General features: G+C 49.6%; 29 protein-coding genes and 1 pseudogene. 4 read left to right on the top strand and 26 right to left on the bottom strand.

Annotated features, from left to right (window positions below):
* Window positions 1-6: 6 nt before the first annotated feature.
* The 18 genes from AACX38_RS10585 to AACX38_RS10665 form a co-directional block, all read right to left on the bottom strand.
* Window positions 7-663, bottom strand: coding sequence for a phage tail protein (locus AACX38_RS10585; RefSeq protein ID WP_228864232.1), 657 nt, complete (start codon window positions 661-663; stop codon window positions 7-9).
* Complete coding sequence (locus AACX38_RS10590; protein ID WP_228864233.1) at window positions 656-1,840, bottom strand: baseplate J/gp47 family protein; 1,185 nt, start codon at window positions 1,838-1,840, stop codon at window positions 656-658. Before AACX38_RS10590 ends, AACX38_RS10585 begins: the two co-directional genes overlap by 8 nt.
* Window positions 1,830-2,165 (bottom strand): DUF2590 family protein, encoded by a 336-nt coding sequence (locus tag AACX38_RS10595; RefSeq protein ID WP_228864234.1) that lies wholly within the window; start codon window positions 2,163-2,165, stop codon window positions 1,830-1,832. The genes AACX38_RS10590 and AACX38_RS10595 overlap by 11 nt, the downstream gene beginning before the upstream one ends.
* Entirely contained in the window at window positions 2,158-4,389 is a 2,232-nt protein-coding gene (locus AACX38_RS10600; RefSeq protein ID WP_228864235.1) for a phage tail tape measure protein, read from the bottom strand. Before AACX38_RS10600 ends, AACX38_RS10595 begins: the two co-directional genes overlap by 8 nt.
* A complete protein-coding gene (locus AACX38_RS20770) occupies window positions 4,386-4,613 on the bottom strand; it encodes a DUF6890 family protein (protein ID WP_445286134.1) in 228 nt (75 codons plus the stop codon). Before AACX38_RS20770 ends, AACX38_RS10600 begins: the two co-directional genes overlap by 4 nt.
* Window positions 4,577-4,846, bottom strand: coding sequence for a putative phage tail assembly chaperone (locus tag AACX38_RS10605; RefSeq protein WP_228864236.1), 270 nt, complete (start codon window positions 4,844-4,846; stop codon window positions 4,577-4,579). The genes AACX38_RS20770 and AACX38_RS10605 overlap by 37 nt, the downstream gene beginning before the upstream one ends.
* Complete coding sequence (locus AACX38_RS10610; protein ID WP_228864237.1) at window positions 4,830-5,060, bottom strand: hypothetical protein; 231 nt, start codon at window positions 5,058-5,060, stop codon at window positions 4,830-4,832. Before AACX38_RS10610 ends, AACX38_RS10605 begins: the two co-directional genes overlap by 17 nt.
* A complete protein-coding gene (locus AACX38_RS10615; protein WP_228864238.1) occupies window positions 4,948-5,337 on the bottom strand; it encodes a hypothetical protein in 390 nt (129 codons plus the stop codon). The genes AACX38_RS10610 and AACX38_RS10615 overlap by 113 nt, the downstream gene beginning before the upstream one ends.
* Window positions 5,337-5,675: a M15 family metallopeptidase gene (locus AACX38_RS10620; protein WP_228864239.1), complete on the bottom strand. Its 339-nt coding sequence runs from the start codon at window positions 5,673-5,675 to the stop codon at window positions 5,337-5,339. Before AACX38_RS10620 ends, AACX38_RS10615 begins: the two co-directional genes overlap by 1 nt.
* Window positions 5,672-5,965 (bottom strand): phage holin family protein, encoded by a 294-nt coding sequence (locus tag AACX38_RS10625; RefSeq protein ID WP_086113985.1) that lies wholly within the window; start codon window positions 5,963-5,965, stop codon window positions 5,672-5,674. The genes AACX38_RS10620 and AACX38_RS10625 overlap by 4 nt, the downstream gene beginning before the upstream one ends.
* 12 nt (window positions 5,966-5,977) lie before the next feature.
* Window positions 5,978-6,433: a DUF2597 family protein gene (locus tag AACX38_RS10630; RefSeq protein WP_086110339.1), complete on the bottom strand. Its 456-nt coding sequence runs from the start codon at window positions 6,431-6,433 to the stop codon at window positions 5,978-5,980.
* Entirely contained in the window at window positions 6,430-7,554 is a 1,125-nt protein-coding gene (locus tag AACX38_RS10635) for a DUF2586 domain-containing protein (protein WP_228864259.1), read from the bottom strand. The genes AACX38_RS10630 and AACX38_RS10635 overlap by 4 nt, the downstream gene beginning before the upstream one ends.
* 20 nt (window positions 7,555-7,574) lie before the next feature.
* Entirely contained in the window at window positions 7,575-8,249 is a 675-nt protein-coding gene (locus tag AACX38_RS10640) for a hypothetical protein (RefSeq protein WP_228864240.1), read from the bottom strand.
* Window positions 8,246-8,743, bottom strand: coding sequence for a phage tail protein (locus AACX38_RS10645; protein ID WP_228864241.1), 498 nt, complete (start codon window positions 8,741-8,743; stop codon window positions 8,246-8,248). The genes AACX38_RS10640 and AACX38_RS10645 overlap by 4 nt, the downstream gene beginning before the upstream one ends.
* A complete protein-coding gene (locus AACX38_RS10650) occupies window positions 8,740-9,192 on the bottom strand; it encodes a head completion/stabilization protein (protein ID WP_228864242.1) in 453 nt (150 codons plus the stop codon). Before AACX38_RS10650 ends, AACX38_RS10645 begins: the two co-directional genes overlap by 4 nt.
* 100 nt (window positions 9,193-9,292) lie before the next feature.
* Window positions 9,293-10,015, bottom strand: a complete 723-nt coding sequence (gpM, locus tag AACX38_RS10655) for a phage terminase small subunit (RefSeq protein WP_228864243.1) — start codon at window positions 10,013-10,015, stop codon at window positions 9,293-9,295.
* Window positions 10,015-11,046, bottom strand: coding sequence for a phage major capsid protein, P2 family (locus AACX38_RS10660; protein ID WP_228864244.1), 1,032 nt, complete (start codon window positions 11,044-11,046; stop codon window positions 10,015-10,017). The genes gpM and AACX38_RS10660 overlap by 1 nt, the downstream gene beginning before the upstream one ends.
* 26 nt (window positions 11,047-11,072) lie before the next feature.
* Complete coding sequence (locus tag AACX38_RS10665; protein WP_228864245.1) at window positions 11,073-11,924, bottom strand: GPO family capsid scaffolding protein; 852 nt, start codon at window positions 11,922-11,924, stop codon at window positions 11,073-11,075.
* A 186-nt stretch (window positions 11,925-12,110) separates the two neighbouring features.
* On the opposite strand from AACX38_RS10665, the gene AACX38_RS10670 reads away from it, so the two are divergent.
* The 3 genes from AACX38_RS10670 to AACX38_RS10680 are packed head-to-tail and all read left to right on the top strand — an operon-like array spanning window position 12,111 to window position 15,243.
* Entirely contained in the window at window positions 12,111-13,898 is a 1,788-nt protein-coding gene (locus tag AACX38_RS10670; protein WP_228864246.1) for a terminase large subunit domain-containing protein, read from the top strand.
* Window positions 13,895-14,926 (top strand): phage portal protein, encoded by a 1,032-nt coding sequence (locus AACX38_RS10675; RefSeq protein WP_228864247.1) that lies wholly within the window; start codon window positions 13,895-13,897, stop codon window positions 14,924-14,926. Before AACX38_RS10670 ends, AACX38_RS10675 begins: the two co-directional genes overlap by 4 nt.
* Window positions 14,923-15,243: an ogr/Delta-like zinc finger family protein gene (locus tag AACX38_RS10680; protein ID WP_228864248.1), complete on the top strand. Its 321-nt coding sequence runs from the start codon at window positions 14,923-14,925 to the stop codon at window positions 15,241-15,243. The genes AACX38_RS10675 and AACX38_RS10680 overlap by 4 nt, the downstream gene beginning before the upstream one ends.
* Here the strand turns inward: AACX38_RS10680 and AACX38_RS10685 are convergent.
* The 8 genes from AACX38_RS10685 to AACX38_RS10720 form a co-directional block, all read right to left on the bottom strand.
* Window positions 15,214-15,435: a hypothetical protein gene (locus tag AACX38_RS10685; protein ID WP_339385674.1), complete on the bottom strand. Its 222-nt coding sequence runs from the start codon at window positions 15,433-15,435 to the stop codon at window positions 15,214-15,216. The genes AACX38_RS10680 and AACX38_RS10685 overlap by 30 nt on opposite strands.
* Before the next feature lie 101 nt (window positions 15,436-15,536).
* Window positions 15,537-17,789 (bottom strand): replication endonuclease, encoded by a 2,253-nt coding sequence (locus AACX38_RS10690; RefSeq protein ID WP_228864250.1) that lies wholly within the window; start codon window positions 17,787-17,789, stop codon window positions 15,537-15,539.
* Window positions 17,786-18,070, bottom strand: coding sequence for a DUF3850 domain-containing protein (locus tag AACX38_RS10695; protein WP_228864251.1), 285 nt, complete (start codon window positions 18,068-18,070; stop codon window positions 17,786-17,788). Before AACX38_RS10695 ends, AACX38_RS10690 begins: the two co-directional genes overlap by 4 nt.
* Before the next feature lie 4 nt (window positions 18,071-18,074).
* Entirely contained in the window at window positions 18,075-18,296 is a 222-nt protein-coding gene (locus AACX38_RS10700; RefSeq protein ID WP_099125514.1) for a TraR/DksA C4-type zinc finger protein, read from the bottom strand.
* Window positions 18,289-18,540 carry a DUF2732 family protein gene (locus tag AACX38_RS10705; RefSeq protein WP_099125515.1) on the bottom strand — a complete coding sequence of 84 codons (252 nt, stop codon included), beginning with the start codon at window positions 18,538-18,540 and terminating at the stop codon, window positions 18,289-18,291. Before AACX38_RS10705 ends, AACX38_RS10700 begins: the two co-directional genes overlap by 8 nt.
* 78 nt (window positions 18,541-18,618) lie before the next feature.
* Complete coding sequence (locus tag AACX38_RS10710) at window positions 18,619-18,954, bottom strand: DUF5347 family protein (RefSeq protein WP_228864252.1); 336 nt, start codon at window positions 18,952-18,954, stop codon at window positions 18,619-18,621.
* A 161-nt stretch (window positions 18,955-19,115) separates the two neighbouring features.
* Window positions 19,116-19,370: a phage regulatory CII family protein gene (locus AACX38_RS10715; protein ID WP_228864253.1), complete on the bottom strand. Its 255-nt coding sequence runs from the start codon at window positions 19,368-19,370 to the stop codon at window positions 19,116-19,118.
* A gap of 113 nt (window positions 19,371-19,483) precedes the next feature.
* Complete coding sequence (locus tag AACX38_RS10720; protein WP_228864254.1) at window positions 19,484-19,747, bottom strand: hypothetical protein; 264 nt, start codon at window positions 19,745-19,747, stop codon at window positions 19,484-19,486.
* Window positions 19,748-19,880: 133 nt separating this feature from the next.
* On the opposite strand from AACX38_RS10720, the pseudogene AACX38_RS20775 reads away from it, so the two are divergent.
* Window positions 19,881-20,036, top strand: a pseudogene (locus tag AACX38_RS20775) (helix-turn-helix domain-containing protein); the annotation flags it as partial.
* Window positions 20,037-20,123 lie beyond the last annotated feature (87 nt).

A 20,123-nucleotide genomic window follows, 5' to 3' on the forward strand; every position in this document is an offset into this window, starting at 1 on the left:
ATTTCCTTATAATGATGCACCGTAGGTCACGTTCGGTGCACTGCTTTCCTTGAGGCGGGCACTGTCACAGACGGCAACGCCTGCGATATGCCCCACTTTTATTAATAATGGCTGAGTCAGAATAGCCGCAGCATAAGTGCAGTAGTCTGCACCGAGACTGCCCACCCGCATCAACAACTGATTTTTGGCTATCACTTCAAAACGGTAGCGGCGGCAGGTGCGCCCGTACTGCCGGATGATATTCATCAGCAAATCAGGGTTAGCCGCTATCTGGCTATCACTGAGACGCAGGATAATCACATCCCAGTCAATGTCTGGCTGGCGTTCCAGCAATTCCACATAGCCCACGCCGAGGCGTTCAAAGATGGCAATAAAACCTGCAATACTGCCCGCATCTTTGGCGTTGATAAACGCGTACTTCACGCGCTTTCGAAACAAGGGCAGCGGTTCACCGTTAAAACGCTGGATATCCCGCTGATAGGCCAGCACCGATAACAGCGACTCGGTACAGGTTTCCGCATCGAGTTGGGCTAGCGGCCATGTCAGCCAGCCGTAAACCTGTGACCAGAATGCCCGCGCGGCATTGAGCAATTTGGCAGGCTCGCCTTTATCCATCCATGAGGGCAGGGCCAGTCGCTTAAGGCGTTCCCTGAACTCAGACATTTTTCACCTCCACCGACAGTGTTTTCAGCCGTGGCACACTTAAGTCACTGAGAATATCTCCCAGAGAAAAAGTCAGGGATTCAATCTCGCTGAATGTACGGTGGATTTCCCGCCCTAAGTTGGAAAAAGAAAAGCGTGAGTACGGCCACGTTTTCTTCACGGCATATTGGCTGTTTTCCCGGAAGGCACAGCGGATCAGGTTCTCGACATCCCGTTTCAGGGTGGCTATCTGTTCGTTGCTGTAGTTCGCCAGACTGACCACAAACAGCGTGACCGCTAAATCATGCTGGGTTTCCGGCATCGGCAGGCACTGCATATCATCACCATGCCCGTGATGGCCCTGATTGGTGATGTAATCGTTCACCGCCTCAATAAAGGGCTGACTGGTGACGCCCGAATCCAACAACAGATACGCATTGGCGGTGCCGGCTCCACGGGGTGCATCATGCAGAAAGAAGATGCGATCAATGCTTAAACCCGCTACCGCCGCAATCATGCCCCGGTAAACCGCATCGGTATGATAGTTACCGACGAGGTTATATTGGTTGCGGCAACGGTCGCGCAAATCGTCATCGGATTCGGCATCCGCGCCGGGGGTTAACAGCCAGCCTTCTTCATTCTGCACCCGTGCAATACCGGACACCGCCACAGGCAGGATGCGAAAATAACCGGGGGCCAGATTGAATGCGCCACCTGCTATTTCTGCCATGACAGGCAGCAACGCACTGTTGACCCCTTCGGCAATGGCCACACTTTCGGTGGTGCTGACCCGGTAGATTTCACCATTAATGCGCTCGGTCTGGATCACCGTTCCGGCAGGCACGGTCACGGCGGAAGCACCCGCAGCCTTATAGAAGCGAATAACACCCTGTGCAGCCGAAGCGGGTTTACGTTTCAGGTTCACACCCCACGCGAACATATCCAGCCATGAACCGGAGGCGCTCGCCAGATACATATTTTTCAGCGTGACGTTGATTAAGGCTTCTTTCAGCCACAGCACCGGACGCGTGACAATGGTGTTAATCAGCCGCCAGAACGGGGACATACGTGAGGTGTTAGTGACCAGCCCGGCTTCATTCACCACACTGGCAAAGGCTTTGCTGATGTCGGCTTCCGTGGTCGGCATCCCGCTGTCGCGCAGCACCTTTTCATAGTCAATGGTGGGTTTAGTGTCCATGTCCCACACTCACGCTCAGGCGGCCAAAATCGTAGGTTTCCGCCGTTATCCATAATTTGATGGGTGACTCTTCATTAATGCTGACCGTGCCCGGAATAATCCGCTCGTCGTCCTCAACCAGAATTTCAATCTGGGTACGGATATCTGCCCGCAGAGTTGGGCTGCGTTCGGCAACCAACTCTGTAGCAAGGCCACTTTCCATAATGGCGTGAACACAGTCCTGACCGACCGAATAGCGGTTATCGCAAAAACGCGGTTCATTCCCGGAGTTCAGCGTAAAATCCCCGCCCGTAATCCATAAATCAATGTATTTTGGCTCATCCATAAGCCACCTGCTCCCATTCTGTGAGTTGTCCCGGAGTGACGTTGCCTGTCACATTCAGCGTCACGTTTTCAATCCGGCGACTGTTATCAATGGATGTCTGGCTATTGCGGCTAAGATTCTGGTTTAAGCCGCCTTTACCAATCCCCTTCATTTGCCCGCCTGTGATAACGGTTGACGCGACCTGCGGGTTATCAATCGGCTGCTGTACGAATGGCTTCGGGGTTGAAGCGCCACCTTCAAGGGTTTTGGTTTCAATGTTAATGCCCGGAATGTAGTTCAGCTTCTCAACAATCCAGTTATATGCTTCACCAAATGACGCTTTTATGCTGTCCCATAATCTGCTAAACAGGTTGACAACACTGTCTGCCATACCGGAAAACGTCTCAGCCAGTGAAAAGTTGCCGAACCAGTCACATAAATTGTTCCAGCCTTGCCCAATCGCCTGCCATGCCGCGCCAAATATCTGCGCCAGCGTACTCACGGTTTTTATCACCAGATTCAGCGGCAGCATCAGCAAGCCAATGGCCCCCGACACCAGACGACCGAAAGCGCGGCCAGACTCTGTCACGCCCTGTAATTCTTCATCCGTATACTGAATTGGGGACAACAGATCGGCAAACCAGCCAAACAGGGTTTTAACTGCTTTCCAGACCCAGCCAATGGCGCTTCCCAGTGCATCAAACAAGGGGGACAATGGTGCGAGTGAATCACCCGCGTCACCGAATCCCTGAATAAAGCCTTTAATAAACGCTTTAATCGGCTGCCAGAATTTAATCACCGCAATCACTAAAGCCGCCACCACGGCGATAATGGCCAGTACAGGCCATGTCATGGCGGTAATCCCGGCAGCAGCAGCCCAAGAGGCTATCTTGGTGACAATCAGGCAGGTACGCATCCGTGCCAGCATACTGGTTAACCCGGCACTGGCTTTCGACATCACATTCATTCTTCCCGTGAGCAGGGAAAACATAAATGCCCCGGTATTCCATAACGGGATCAAACCCAACCAGATAAAACGGGATACGCCCATCACGATATTGGCCACAGCACCCGCTGCCGCGAATCCGATAATGCCCGCCGAGATATAGCCAATCCAGCGTGCGATATTGGGAAACAGTTTCAGCCAGCGCACCACTAACTGGCTGATGTTCGCCATCCGGTTGACCAGCGAAGACACCGCAGGCAGCAGGGTTGACCCCACCGCAATACGGATATTTTGCCAGATGGCTTGCAGCCGTTCCCACGGGTTCGCCATCAGTTCGGCCATTTCACGGGTACGCTTCATGCCATCATTTGCGCCCAGTGCCGTCATGTTCTTGCGCAGTACATCGACATTGCCGTAAAGCTGTTTAACGACTACGGCAGAATCCCCGAACGCGGCTTCAATTTCGGCCTGCGCTTTCAGATTGCCTTCAATGCTTTTGCCGTATTTGGCCTGCAATTTCTCCAGCATTTCCGGCATGGATAACAACTTGCCGGAGGCATTGGTAAAACTTAGACCCAGTTTTCTGCCGCTGGCTTCGGCATTGGTAATAAATGACTCATACGCGCCGCTGGCTTCGCCGCCCAGCGAACGGTTAAGTTCTCCCAAGACCGCTAATTGTTCATCCATGCCCACACCAAACTGAGTGCCGGCCGCCCGTGCCCCTTCCATCAGGTCAGTGATTTCTGACATCGACGTGCCGAACGTTTTCGACATTATCACCGCCTTGCCTGCCAGTTCTTCGGCAAACTGGAGATGACCGACGGCGTTAGCGTGGTTGGCAAACTGGGTAAACATTTTCCCCATGTAACCGGCGGTATCGCTGGCACTGCTTTTCAGGGCTGCCGCCGTGGTGTTGGCAATGGTGGTCATTTGAGGCAAATCACTGTGTGACAGCCCGTTAACCGCCTTGCTGATTTCCGAAGCGGACTGCACAAACTCAATGGACGATTTGCCATACTGGGAACTGAACGTCATGGCATCTTTGGCCACTTTATTCATGACACTGCTGTCGATGCCCTGCAATGAGGCCGATTTCAGCGCTTCATCCATTTCAATAGCCGGGTCAAGAAAGCTCTTAATCGACCAGAACGAGGCGGCCAACCCTGCGCCGCCAATCGCCAGTTTGCCGAACGCGTCCTGCGAAGACTGAGCAAACCCGGACACCGCCGCTTTCGCACTTGCCAGCGGTTGTGTGATTTTATCAATCAGGCTTAAGGTAAAATTTAATTCCTGACTCATGGTTCACCCCTGAACGCCAGCGCAATACCATTCGCGGTGGCAATGCGCGTATTTTCCCAATAACGATTATCTAACCAGATGGCACGGGCTAAATTTTCCGTATTATCTTTTTCATGCGGTAAATAATGACGGCGTAATATTAAGGCCTGTTCAAATAAACTGTGGTCAATTGCCTTAACCCGTGCATTTAGTTTTTTATTTCGATATCCAGTTTCGGCGCATATTCCGCATTGACTCTTTCTACAATCTGCATCGCCGCGCCGGGGATTTGCAGGAGTTCATCCAGTGCGGCTTTCGAGGCAGGCCACACAATGCGGCGCAGATAAGTGACAATCGGGACAATTTTATTATCCAGCGTCATATCATTAATCATGCTGTTATACGCAATAATATTCGGTTCAAAGTTAATTTCTTTTTCCGCGATAATTAACGTAATGACTTTATTTTCTTGACTCATGAGTGAATTCCTTTCTCTTATTAATTTCGTCCACTAATTGATTATGCCGGGCGGCACAGTTGCCATATAACGCCGAATAATCCATTAATACCGTTGCCAGATTATTGCCGGTGGCCCCGGTCAGTTTCGGTAATTGGTGCTGACATTTTGTCAGCAGGTTTTCCTGATAAGGTTCGCCCGATGGTGCCGGCGGTGTCGTTGTACAGCCGGACAAACTCAGGGCTAACGCACACAGCAGTAAAAACAGGCTTGACCACTTCAGTACGGATTTCTCGTGGGGCGGCATTGGCGATCCCCTCCAGTTTATCTTCCAGTTGCCGGGCGGAGGCGCGGGAAATGGCTTGCAACTCCTGTCGCATGGCCTCTTTTGCGCTGGCTGCTGCCCGTGTGATATTCAGCTCGATACTGTCACGGTAATAATGGTTAACGCGCCAGCCCGCACCGAACGCCAATGCCACCACAATGACATAGAACATCCGGGCATTGAGCATCATTTCACCCCGTTATGTTCGAGAGAGAAATGATTGCCATCGGGACGGGAAAAGCGCCCGCCCCATGTGCCGCCGAGGGATTCCCAATATTCCCCCAGTGGTAGATACACCTCACTGCGGGTCTGATATTCCCCCCGGATAAACAGATTTAAATCCACGGCCAGACGCTGGGTATGCAGACTGTTAGCAATGCCTGTCCCTTGCTGTGCATTGCGTTTTGCCTGCTCAGGGGTGCGGTAGGCTTCCCCGAGCGTGACGCGATAACCGCGCTCATCGGCCCATAAAATCAATTGGGCTACCTTGACCGCAAATAGCTGCTGTTTTTCACTGAGTGTCATTTCTTTAGCTTCCCTGTCAGCAATGCGCTCCCGCGCTTACGTAGCCAGACTTCAATTAACTGATATCCGGCAATCCCTAATGCACTGCCGATCCCCGTGACCGCAATCGGGCTGATGCCCGGCCACCAAATCAGCAACGCTCCGGCCATCACTGACACCGCTGAACCGAGGATAATCCGACCGATAAACAGCCGTAAGGTGATCGGTTCATTGCCGGTCAGCATCTTGCCTAACGCAATCAGTGCCCCCAATAGCACGAGCGTCACAAACGTTTTTTCATGCTCTTCCATGAGTGCCTATCCTTACCCTATCAGGCTTTGCGTCAGCTCGGCTTCCAGATAGGGAATACCATTGATGCGCACAAAATCCGGGCTGGTGACCACAAACTTCACTTTGTGAGTCATGACGCTGCCGCCTTTCGGGTCAACGTCCAGAATGTCGCTGACAATCAGCTTGCAGCCGTACGCCTCCACCTTGATTTCCTCGTTCCCGGCTTTGGCGTACCACATCAGGTCAACAGGCTGAATGCCCCGCCATGAGCCAGCGCTGCGCGCTTTCGCGGTGACAATTTCCAGATATTTGGTACTGAGTTCAATCTCCCCTTCAGCGGCGACATCCCCGGCGATATAGCCATCCGGTACGCCCTGCGTCTGGGCGGCGGCGGTGTTATCGGTAATGGACAGATTGACCTTTTCGGCATGCACCAGATCCCCGTCCATATTAAAATCGACCGACTGGCCTGAAATACGTTGGCTCATGCGCTTTTCTCCAGACTGCTATCCAGTAACAGGCTCACGGAAATACCTTTCGGACATTCATAAGTGCGGATAGTGATATAAATTTCCACGGTGTTTTTATTGCGCCATGTGATAACAACATCACCGTCTTTCGGCGATTTCACTTCCCCCGGAAACGTCACGCCGTTAATTTCGGTACTGCGCGACATTTCACGTAAGGTGCGGGCGAAATAAGCCTGATGGGTGGCGGTGCTGCCCGGCGTACTGTTCAGACTGCGATCGGCAATTTTGGCTATCGCCTGCAAGCGCACCCGACGGGCCACTTTATCGACAACACGCAGATTTTCGATACTCTGGTAATCACCGCCTTCCACATCCAATGTGCGACCATCCGACCAGTACAGGCCGTCATAATCGGGATACCACATCGGCACGCTGAAACGCAGTTTTTCCAGTGCCTGCAAGGTAGCTAAATCAATCGATTTGCCGGTGCCATCTTTCGGAAAGTCGGACGCGCCCAAATCCAGCAATGGCCCGGTCTGCACCCGTGCCGGGCTGTCGGCCACCGTGACGGCGCGATTGCACAAACGCCCGGCCAGTACCCCCGCCTCATTACCCCACAGACACGGCACCAACTGCACAGAGGACACCGCTTCGCCCTTTTGCAGTTCCGCCAGACGGGTGACGTAATCCGCCCACGGCTCTTTAGACTGGGGGCCATCCACGGCCAGTATTGCCCACTGCCAGCGGCCAAATTTAGCAATGGTAGTGGCACGCAGGGTTTGTGCGGCCTTAATCACGTCTTTGGTCGCACCGCTGGTCAGCACATAGCCTTCAACACTGGCGATGGTCTGCGCTGCAATAATCGCGTCCACAAACGCCCGTTCGTCGGCCAGCTCCGGCAGAATATGCACGTACCCTGACCAGTTCTGCCCGGCGTTGGCCATTGCTGCCCGTACCTGACGCTTGAGGGCGGTATCAGTCGTCCCCAATACCGCATCAAAATCGGTCTGAGTATTAATAGCAATGGTCTTGCTCACGTTGGTTTTGCCTGTTCCCACGAACAGCAATACCCGTTCAATCTCCTTGGTTTCGCCTTGCAGTTGGTTAACCTGATTAACCTGAACATGTGGCCACATAATGTCTTCCTTTATTAAGGCGCTTACCCTGCGCCGTATCCAATCCCTTGTAGCTGGCGAGCCAGCGCTTTGCTGAACTCGTCTTCATTCATGCCTAAGAATGCACGGGCAGGCACATCCACTGTCCACGAGCTTTTGGCTGTTTCGCCGCTCAGTTCGCGGATCAACGTCCCTGCCTGAATAAACGTCATATTGGCGGTCATTTCCTTGACCGGCGGTTTACGCCAGTGCTTACCCTTTTTGACCTGATAACCCAAATCACGCAGTTTTTTAGCCTGTTTAATGGTTGCCATCCGTTCACGGTCAACGGTCTTTTTTACCTGCTGCCGACTGACCTGAAAGCGCATCCCTTGCTGCTGGGCATACCCGACAACCCCGGCAGGCACTTGCTGAGGGCCATTGCGGTAATGTCCACCTTGCAGATAAACCCGTACCGCTTGAATTTCTGGCATTTCCCGAATATGCAGCAGCTTCGGCATATTCCTGAGCATCTTCTTACGATACGCGCTTTTCCGGACAGGCCAGCTTTCCCCGTCTGGCGAACGCTGATTACGCACATTGCGTTTTGCCGCATCAATCAGCCCGTATTTTGCGATACGCCATAACAGGCGCTGTCGCTTCTTTTCTGGTAGATCAAGGTGACTTAATGCGTCCTGCCATTGCTTAAGCTGGTTCCGGTTTAACTGACCGTGGATCATGACCGTTTCCCGATGTGCGCGCCGGTTTCATCCACGCTATGTACGGCACCTTGTTCCGCGAACCAGACTTCGGTGCTCGCCAGTGACCAGCGTTTACCATCAAACGGGATCATGCCGTTGGGGTCTTCCCGTATCACCACAGGTTCGGCTAAAGACAATGTGACAATGACCACCGCCGTAGCACCGTCCACCTCCACCGTCAGTGAGGGCCGTTCCTGCTCAACATTGGCCTCATTCACACTGTCGCCCTGTCCGGTCAGCCAGCTATCAATCAGCAGCGGGATATTGCGTGGGTCGCACTCTCCGTAAGGGAAACGCCCCCATGCAATCACCGCCTCATACTGCTGAATGAAAAACTGGTATTGCCCCAGCCCTAAATCCCGTTGTGCCGGAATAAAGCGGATTTCGTCCATTTCACTGGTAAATTCGGTTTCACAAATCCGTTTTGGCAGATTTTCCCGCAAGAATGCGGTTAATTGCTGTAATTTGCTCATATCAAACGTACCGTTGTGCGTCCTTGCCCTTTCATGTTGCGCAGTACCACAGCGGCCTCAGCCAGCAGGCGTTTTTGCACTTCGGGGCTTTCCTGCCCCGGATTGGGTGCACGGCTGACTAATGAGGTGTATTCCCCCAGTAAATCGGCCTTTGCCCGGGCATAAACCGCCTTTTTATACTGACTGACCAGTGCGTTGCTGCCGTTAATCGAGATACCCGGTACAACCGCAGCAGACTGATAACCTTTGGCCTGCAAGCGTGATTTCAGGTTGGCTAAATCAAGGTTGATTTCTGCTACAGTCGCCAGCAGCGCATTGGCCAGCATGTCGTTATCCAAATCAACAGGCAGCTTGCGATTGACCTGAAATTCCCGCAGGTTCAAATCCGGCCAAAAGCCGTCATTGGTCAGTGGCGCGTCCCGGTAATCCACGGTATTGCCATTAAACATGGTGCGTTCCTCCCTGAAGAAAAAGCGGGCTGTCCGGTTTCCACGGCCAAATGCCTGATGGCTTTGCCTCCACCGCGCCCGCTCCGGATTGCGGTAGTCGTTATTGATTAAGGTTAAGCGTTTCGTTTGTCAGTGCCCGCAGGCGGGCAGCAATGCGTTGCCGATAGGTTTTTACCCCGGATGCCGGATTGCATTGATGGGCTTTTGCCAGCCAGCTATCGGCCTGCGCCAGCACCTCCGGACTGTCCACGCTACTTGCCTTAATGTCGGCGTTATCCCCTTTTAACAGGTGTAACGCCGCGAATTTGTAGTATTTTGCTTTGATTTTCTCGTGGACTTTCCATTTCTCGGTGACATTGTGAAATGTCCGTGAAAAATAGGGTTCCACGGAGTTCCCGGCTTCCGCTTCCCGTTGTGCCCAGAGCAACACGGTGTCGGCCACGAACGCCGGAAAACCGCTGCGAAAATTATCGGGAGTGAGCTGTCCCTGCTCAATGGCGATATCCGCCCAGTCCAGTCCCTGACTGAATTCCCCGATATCAAATAACCAGATCACGCAGTAGGCGAAAATCGGATTGCGGTATACTTCGCCCTCATCCAGATAGCGCTGTGCTGTCGGCAGATAATTAGGCAGCAGTTCCAGCCGCTTCATTTCGACCTTTTCGGCGGTCAGCGTTAACTGGCGTAGCCGCTTCACATCCTGCTCAATGGCACGGGCTTGCAGGTGCATACTTGCGCCATCGGCAATGGCAACCGCTTGCTGCCGTTCCAGTTTCTGGCGAAGTGCAACCTCTGCCCGGTGGCGTTGAGCAGGTGACAGCATTAGTCTGTACCCAATTTTTCAGCCGGTTCCGCCACCTTGCCAATCGTCACGGCGTTCTCATCATAGGCCGCGTACAATTCCGGTGTTTCCAGTGCATAACCTTCGTTGCGCAGGTATTTGTTTTCGAACTGCTTGCGATCGTCCACAAATTCCGCTTTACGCTGACGGGTATTGCGCTGAGTGAGAATTTGCAGGTTCGGCAACATAGTGACCACCATCCGTTTACCCGGCATAAAGGGCGGTACCATCGCCGGACGGCCTGCAATGGAGCTGCCCAGCATCTGCGCGGCAATTTTTTCAGTCGGCCTGTCGGCTGACTGATAGAGCCGGTATTGTTCTGCTGCCACCAAATCCGCACCAACCAGCACCGTTAAGCGTGGATCTTGACGAAATTGCTGTGGAATACAGGTATTAATCAGGTCAGAGGCCATTGCATCCAGTGATTTTAAATCGCCGTGTTCATCCAATATTACCGGCGTGGTAATGACCTGAGAGCCACCGTTCCACTCTTTGGCAATCTGATGCCAGCCTTTGTTGACATCTTCCCCGTTCGGGTTCTCATCCGGGTCAGTGGTATCAGCGGCTCGCTGACCGTTAAAACCAATACGCAGCATATCCAGCGCAAACGATTCATTGATGAATGCTTGCATCTTCTGGAAGAATTCTTCTTCACTGCCGGAGTTTGCCCAGATAGACAACGTATTCCAGTTCAGCGCTGCGCCAGAATCGGTTTCTTTCAGTTTGTATTCATTACCATCGACACCCGTTGCTCGCATAAAACGGCCATCTTTTTTGCGCCCGGTAAACAATCCCGGATTACCCACTGAGACCACTTGCCCAGAAAGCTGATCCACATCGGCACAGGTAATCATGCTGAGTAATTCGACGGATTCCAGCAACGCACTGCGCAAGGCCGTTTCTTTCGGGTCACTCAGGGCGAAATAACGTGAAGTATCAGGAACACCGTAGGCATCCGCTAACCCCGCAGAGTAGTTCTGCAAATAGCCGCGTGCCCGTTGATTTAATTGCATAGCTCTTCCCTTTGCTCTATCAGGTATTACAGATAGTTAAATTTTTTATTTTTATTGCCTTTTGGATTTTTAGACGGCAAATGGGTAACAATCCCGTCCAGTTTGCCAAACTTTTTCAGAATCTCCGGCAGACTGTCACGCAGGCGGGCGAATTCTTCAGTGTCTACGACTTCTTTAACGGTTTCGATATCGTCCTGTACTTCTTCCACTTCTTGCTCAGTAGATGCCTGTGCCGCTTCCAATGCTGCTAATCGGTCTTCCATCTTGGCTAACGTTTCAGCGATGACTTGTAACGGATCGTCATCGGTAGGTTGCTCAGTTGGTGTTTCTTCTTGCTCTTCAATATTGAAGATACTGCGCCATGTTTTTTTAGTGCCTTTAGTACCCTTAGCCATTTTTGTTCCCTTTTGTTTAAATTCCCTGACTTCATCAATCACCAGTGGCTTATAGGCGCCGAATCGATGAGGTTTTTTGTTTTTACTAAACTGTAGGCGGGTTGTGCCTACACTCGCTGGCGAATCCGTGACTGCCAGCCCTTCCAGATAGGTTTTGCCCGTACCGCGAAAATTACCGTTAAGGGTAAATTCCACAGAGGTAAACAACAGTTGGCCGTCCCGGTTGGCCTCTAACAAACGGTGATTGGGTCTCAGTTGCGCATAAAGACGCAAAGCCCCGTCTTCCCCGTGTTCGGCCTTGACTGCTAACACTTCTCCCATCGCCCCGAACCAGCGTTCGTGTTCCGGCCAGATGCGGGCGGTATACAGTTGAGGGTCGTAAAGTTCGGCGGCTTCCAAAATCCATTGTGGTTCGATTGCCCGGCCATCGACGGTGTCGCCTTCCATGGCAATGCATATCCAGTTCGTCATTAACTGAGACATATCGCATCCCTTTCGTTTGCTTCCCCCACAGTATTGCGGATTCAAAAAAATGCTGCGACAGGCGCAATGCGAATGAATTCGGATATGGCGCATAACCGAATTGAACCGAAGTTGACGGGGCGTAAGGCGGAAATTAGCCCTGCATAATGAGGACTGAGAAATAAAGGATAGTCAGGAAAAGGAAGAATGGCGAAATATTCTGATGAATTAATCAAAGTGGCGAAATCACTGTACCTGCGCCGCTATACGCCGGCTGAAATTGCCGGTGAACTCAATCTGCCCAATCGACGGATTGTGTACTACTGGGCGGAAAAATGGCACTGGGCGGATATGCTCAGTCATGAAAGTGTGATTGAGGCGATTGATCGCCGTCTTGTGCTGCTCAGTGAGCGCAATAATAAAACCACGCTGGAACTGGACGAATACGACCGCCTTGTTGCCCATCATGTGAAACTGATAGCGCAGGAGAATAAGCACAAAGAAAAACTGGCTGATATTAAAGCACGAGCACAGTCAGGCAGTCATAGTGATGAGGGTCAATCCGGAGACGGCGAGCCGAAGAAAAAGAAACGCTACCGTAAAAATGATATTTCAGCGCTGACAGAAGAAGATTTTCAGACCTTTGTTGATGGCAATCTATTTGGCTATCAGAAACACCTACGTGCCAATAAGCATAAGCAGGTGCGGAATATCCTCAAATCGCGCCAGATTGGTGCGACATGGTATTTTGCGTTTGAAGCCTTTGAAGATGCGGTATTGACAGGGAAAAACCAAGTGTTTTTGTCAGCGTCTAAACCACAGGCACAGGTTTTCCGCTCTTATATCGTGAACTTTGCTGAACAACTTTTCGGGATAACCTTAACAGGTGAACGCCCTCGCCTGAGCAATGGTGCACAACTCATTTTCTTATCGACCAACAAGAACACGGCGCAATCTTACAGCGGTCATTTGTATTGTGACGAATACTTCTGGGTCCCTAACTTTACACACTTGAATGAAGTCGCTTCGGCAATGGCCACTCATGATCATTGGCGCACCACTTATTTTTCAACGCCCAGTGCCAAAACGCATCCGGCTTATCGGTTCTGGACAGGTGACACATGGCGCGGTAACGATGCCAAACGTAAGAATGTGCTATTTCCTTCAGTAGATGAGATGCGTGATGGTGGGCGCGATTGCCCTGATGATCAATGGCGTTACGTCATTACACTGGAAGATGCCATCAAGGGCGGGTTTAACCTTGCCAATATCGACCGCCTGCGCAACAAGTACAATGCAGACACCTTTAACATGCTCTATATGTGCCAGTTTGTGGATAGCGGTGCATCCGTCTTCAAATATCACCAACTGGAAAAATGCGGCGTTGATATCAATCTCTGGGAAGATCACGCCCCTGATGCCTCGCGCCCGTTTGGTGAGCGTGAAGTCTGGGGCGGTTTTGACCCGGCTCGCTCTGGCGATACGTCTACTTTTGTGATTGTCGCTCCACCGCTGATGGCAGGCGAAGCCTTTCGGGTGTTGGCCACATTCTACTGGCAGGGCATGAACTGGAAACATCAGGCCAAACTGATTGAAGAACTGTTCAAACGTTACCGCTTCACCCATATCGGCATTGATACCACGGGGATTGGTCACGGGGTTTATGAGATGGTGCAGGACTTCGCCCCCCGGCAAACGCAGGCCATCCACTACAGCCAGCAGAGCAAAAACCAGCTGGTGATGAAGATGATTGATGTGGTCAGCGAAGAACGCCTTGAGTGGGACGGAGAACAAAAAGAAATCCTGGCTTCATTCTTAGCTATCCGGCATACCACCACCGCCAAAGGGGGCGCAATGACCTTTGTGGCTGACCGTTCGCAGGAAACCGGACACGCTGACGTGTTCTGGGCCATCGCTCATGCCCTGATGAATGAGCCACTCAATTATGAGAAGAAACGCACCTCTAAATATTCATTTTCAAAGGCCACACAATGAGCAAAAGAAAGTTCAGGAAGAACGCTAAAGCGTCACACGTCCCACATTCGAAGCGGAAAATGAGCATTATCACACTGGGTAAACCCGAACCGATACTCACTTCCATGACCGATTACCAGAAAATCTGGTATGACAATGATTATGATCACTACACGTTGCCGATTGACCGTCTGGCGCTGGCGCAACTGACTAACATGAACGGGCAGCATGGCGGCGTTCTCTATGCCAGGCACAATATGATTGCCTCGGATTATCTCGGTGGCGGGTTGACCCATGAGCAATTTAAGTCAGCCATGATGAACTTCCTGATTTTCGGGGATGTGGCCCTGCTGAAAGTACGTAACTTCTGGGGCGATATCGTCAGACTGGAAGTCTTACCGTCTCTTTATCTGCGTCGCCGTAAAGACGGGGATTTTGTGATATTGCAGGAGGGTGAGCCATTGGTTTACACCCCGGAAGAAGTGATTTTTATCAAACAGTATGATCCCCAGCAGCAGGTTTACGGCTTACCGGATTATATCGGCGGCATTCATGCGGCCCTGCTCAACTCGGAAGCCACCATTTTCCGCCGCCGCTACTACCACAACGGCGGGCATACAGGCGGCATGATTTACATCAATGACCCGAATATCTCCGATGAAGCCGAAAAAGAAATTGAGAACAAGCTGGCCCAAAGCAAGGGCATCGGTAACTTTGAAACCATGTTTGTGAGCATTCCCAACGGCGACCCGGACGGCATTAAATTTATTCCGGTCGGGGATATTTCCGCCAATGATGAATTTGCCAATGTGAAAAGCATCAGTTCACAGGATGTGCTGACCGCCCACCGATTCCCGGCGGGGCTGGCAGGCATTATCCCGACCAATGTCGGTGGACTGGGCGACCCGGAAAAAGCCCGTGATGCTTATCGCAAGGATGAAGTGATCCCCGTGCAAAATATGTTTATGAACGCCATCAATAGCAGTGAACTTTCCGAAACATTATTCGTTCATTTCAAGAAAGATAACGACAGTTCGGGTGCAGAATGAGCAAGAAAATGGTAAAATCGAGGAAAATCGACACATTAGGGAAAAGAAACATGCGTGTATTAAAAATAATCTGCCCTGAGTGCGGCGCTAAGTCGGTTATCCGTAAAACCAACCGGATGCATCGCCAGATCGCTGATATTTATTGTTCGTGTTCAGATGTGGAATGTGGGCACACTTTTGTTATGAATTTGACGTTTTCACACACTATCAGCCCCAGTGCCAAAACAGGCGATATCCTGTTGCAGACTGTGATTAATAACCTCAATCCGCAACAGCGCCAAATGGCGTTAGATTTGCTGCAAACCAGCGCCGCATAAGTTCAGTTTTGAGCCACTATTTAGTGGCTTTTCTATTATTATCATTTCACTTTTGGCCTGTTCGACCAGTTCCCATATCCAATTCAGCGCCACTTGTCTGTCTTTATCATTCAAATTATCCAAACCACCCATCCGAGAAAGCAACTCAACACGTTCTAAAAAAACCAATCGTTCCAAATCGTCAGACATCATTTCCCTACCATTCGTTATATTACACTTGCCATACTGTATATATGAACAGACGCGAATTAATATAATTATTATTTGTATTAATTTCATTAAGAAATAGTTAATTATGTGACTTCCTCAATACTTCCGGACATTTCTGATAATAACCCCTTATAATGCCCTTTTGGGTTACGCAAAATGTCTTTAACATCAATACGTAAACCCAAATTTTTGCTTAATCTATTCAGGATGTTTTTTGTTCTTTCAACATTCGGCGGTTTATCCTTGAGCAGATGACCAAACATCGATAATCGATAACATTGACCTTCAACGGTCATGCTATTACCCCGTAATAATCCCTTCGCCATCGGCTCACTGACTTCTAAACCGTGCAATTTGGCTGATTCATAGACACGTTCTAGCTTTTCGCGCTCATTCATCTGATACCAGCTTCGCTCAAATTCTTCTAAACACAGATCACTGTTTGAGGTTGCAGTATTAATCGTACTTCGTGCCTCCGTACAGTTATTGACAGAACTCCAAGAGGAAGAAAAAACGGGAAGGTCAAAACCCTTGTCCGCAGCTAGTGGGCTGGACTTTGGCACAATCTTCCACTTCACAGTACGAGTCACAAAAGAAGAGGACTCGCCCAGACTGGGCGAGTAAACACCAGAAATGCGCTGAACATCTTCACCGTATGCGTTGCCTTGTTCGGTGATTTCATAAGCCAGACGCACGGTAAGATTTTTACGGGCAACCAATGGCCCACCCTGAAATTCGGTATAGGCTGACCAGTTGCCAACATCAGCCGCAAAGCGGACGTTATCCATGTCCTCATCCGGCAAAATCTGCTCGTCACCTCTTAAGCGACGCAGCTCACGCCAGACGGACACCGGAGCACCACCAATTTGCTGGAACTGACGAATGCGCCAGCGGCTCGCCCATGCAGAGACCGAGCGGGCCATATCCTTGAGGTTTCCACCTGTCTCGTTATCTATTTCGCCATCCAGCGCGTAACCGTCAATGTTCTTTGAAATGTATTTAGCGATGTAGCCTGTTGCGCTACCGAGTTTTGGATCAATTGGTTTCACCAGAAAACGGGCATTGCGAGCGGCTTCGCTGTTTAATTCGTGGGCATCTTCCTGCATGGCATATTCCCGCACAATGTTGCGCATCTGTTCAACGTGCTCAGGCAGCATAAATAACAACAAATGCCAATGTGGGGTGCCATCATGATGCGGCTCAACCACGCGGAAACCGAACACACTGATACCTGCACGGGAATAGGCGGCACGGATTTTTGCCCAGACACCACACAGATACTTTTGCGTATCCCGTGGGCTTGCGCCGTTCCAGTTCTTCACAAAACCGCCGCCGTTGTGGGCTGAATGATATTTGGAGGGTGCAGTGATCGTATAAAAATCACCAACACAGCCCATTTCATTGGCTAAATCTTCAAAACCACGCTGACGCACCATCAGTTCACAGCGACGAACGGCGGGGTTAGCAATACTGCCCAACACCTTATCGACGAGTGAAACCCGTTCACCATCTTCATTTTCCAGTTCGAACTCTTGCAGAAACTCCCAGTTACGGCGCTTTTGCTCCTTCCATTCCTCTAAGGTTTTACGGGAAACATAAGAGGACGCTGCTTTTTGCACTTGTCCCACTGCAATGGCCATATGCTCCGCACGAATGTCACGCATCCGTTTTAGCCGGGCATACCACCATTCATCGGATATCATGCGCGCCACACTCGCCGCCAGTTGATCAACGGTTAGCTCAGTACGGCTTTTAGTCACTTGCTGTGAATAAGGGGCAGGTGTGCCGATTTGCTGGGTCTGCTTTGCCAGTAAGGTATAAACCTGTGTTAACTGGCGGCAGCCTTCCTTTTCATCGGCGGGTGTAGGTAATTCACTGACATAGTGTTCGTAGCTGTCGGACAGATAGCGCGAAACGCTATGCGCCAGTGACCGGATCTCTTTGCGTCCTAATGTGGCAAGACGGTCAAGTTGCTCAAGGAACGGGAAAGGCGTAGCGCCCACGACTTCACATTGAAACTGATATTGCTCACTGACCAGATTGAACCGTGGTAATACACTCTTGCTGAACTGGCGCAAAAACGCATTAGCCCGGCGACGACCATCGCGGCCTGACTTGAAGATATTGGCATAACGATTGACGAAGTAAATTGCCAACGAATCCGGCAGATGTCCAAAGTACTGGTGACACCATGTGTAATCGTCGGGGTTCACTTCCCACATAATGCGTTCAGCCAGAGTTGCTATCTGTGGCATCTCTGGCTGAAATTTACTGTATTGGCGGCGCGGTTTGAATTGTGCGCCGCTGTTTTGTTTTGCTTTTTCTACAAGACTCATGCAAGCACACAATTCAGAGAAGATAACTCAAACGAAAGCAAAACAAATTCTCCGCCGATATGCGGATACAAATTGCTATCAATGACTTTGACGTTAGTAACTTTTACGATAATAAAATCATCAGTTAAATTGTCGTTATCATCAACTTCATACAATCCAAGAAAATCGCCTTTTTTATATTCATGGTCATTAATTCTAAATACAGCTTTTTTATCACCACTACTTATAACGTTAAAATCAACACTTACTATTCCTAAATTACGTATTGTTTTCATATTCATTTTATTAACTCCGATAATGTTTATTAATTAATTCAAAATCAACCTGACAATCTACACAACGGGAACAACCAAGAACCTGAATTCGGCGTATTTCAATAATGGGTTCGCCGCAGTCTTTGCATTTAAATGCAGAAATACCTATAGGACGATTGACATGCTGTGCAATTCTGCGTACCAGTATTTCTTCAGCCTGTTGGCAGGCGTAATCAATATCGACATCAAACATAGTTCCACTCTTGCGCCTGACGCTCTATTTCACTGGCCTCGCTTTCCAGCAGGCTGACAATGGCATCGCAATCTAAGCGATCGCGTTTCGCAATCATGGCGAAGTGACGCAGACGCGAAGCGTGACCATCTGCTCTGACACGTCTTTCATCTTCACGATTTTGTTTGATGCAACGTTCGATAATGACAGCATGATCATCGGTGTTTATTTCGACAGGGGTAAATATAGGGTCGGGTATATTCATTTTTTATTTCCTATCTTTAGATAAAGGGATTCCCTGACGTGTTAACGTCATTAAAATTAAATCGGTATTTATTATTATTTAATTAGGTAGTGATAAGTTATTTGGTAATAATGCCCCCGCTGCCTTAATTAAATTCGCTGCCTTTGTAAGGCTAATTTTTTCTTCACTGGTAAATTGACTTAATTCCAGTTTATGTCGCTCTTTTGGAATATGAGCAAGATAGAACATAGCGCCTAACAAGCGGATATTATCAGCGTAGTGCTCATTGCGTTTATCACGCATTTCATCAATAAAGGCAGCCAATTGCTCATTAGCAGATTTAAAAAGTTTCGCCCTGATTTGAGCCAGTTGATTTAATCCATTAACACGCGTTTCAAAATCCATTGGAAAAGCGCGCTGTTCTGTTGATTCCATTTGGTATTCCTTGTTCATAAAAACCTCACCTAATTAGAAACAAAATAAAATAAGCAACGGAACATAGGACGAGCGGGAAAACAAATCCGTTACCTTGCTTTGTATAGAACGACTCACTGGTTAGTTTGTATTGATGCTGCTGTTGCTTTAATGCGTTCATATTAACGATGCCCCCTCACTGTGTTATTAACTGCCTTATTAAACTCAGTGACATGAATCTGGTTAAGATGCTCACCCGAAACAGCTTCACCTGCCAGCTTGCCTACTTCTGCCGTTTCTCCTATCGGCATATTGGCATCACAAACTCCATTAACCGGCACAGACGGCTGACACTGCAACTGCTCCAGCAGACTACCCAAAAGGGAATTGTCTTCTATTGCATCGGTTAACTTCATTAAGTCAACACAAGTCAGCATGTGAGGCTGCTCAGGGTTAAATTTTTTTTCGCAGTATTTGCGAAATTAACCCAGCACATTCCAAATGTTGTACTAAAATTCCAATATGAGTATTGGAAAGCGCAAAAAATAAATTAATCACCAATAATGAGTTGAAAACGCGAATGACCGAACGCTTTACGCATTTCTTCTTCTTTCCAGCGTGCGTAGTAGATACGGATTGGGCCACCGGCTTTTTTACAGCCTTTACGGATAACACGAGGCTCGATTGGTACACGAGGATTGTCGCCTGTAGTCCAGCGATAGGCGGTACGTTCAGAAACACCTTCAAGTTCTGCGAACCGCTGAAGAGATATGATAGCTGCAGGTACTTTAATTATTGCGATCTCAGAAGCCATATTGCATCATTCCTTATTTGATAATTAATTGTCATAAATGGCATTACTTTGCTCTAGATTTGCCGCCGTTTGACACCAATTGTACTAACTATAATACCAATTTCGTTATTGGTCAACATTGATAGATGCCAAAATGTTTAATGAAAGTAATTTTAGCTATAAAGACATTTTAGACCGCATATGCCAAGTGTATGGTTTTACACAAAAAAATCAGTTAGCGAAGCATTTTAATATTGCAGCTAGCTCACTTCAAAACCGCTATAAGCGTGGCAATATATCTTATGATCTCGCAGTGCAGTGCGCATTAGAGACTGGAACTAATATTCAGTGGTTGATGACAGGGGAAAACCCAAAATGTGAATCTACATTTCCACTC

The sequence above is a fragment of the Xenorhabdus sp. PB30.3 genome (genome assembly GCF_963895965.1).
GTDB lineage: Bacteria > Pseudomonadota > Gammaproteobacteria > Enterobacterales > Enterobacteriaceae > Xenorhabdus > Xenorhabdus stockiae.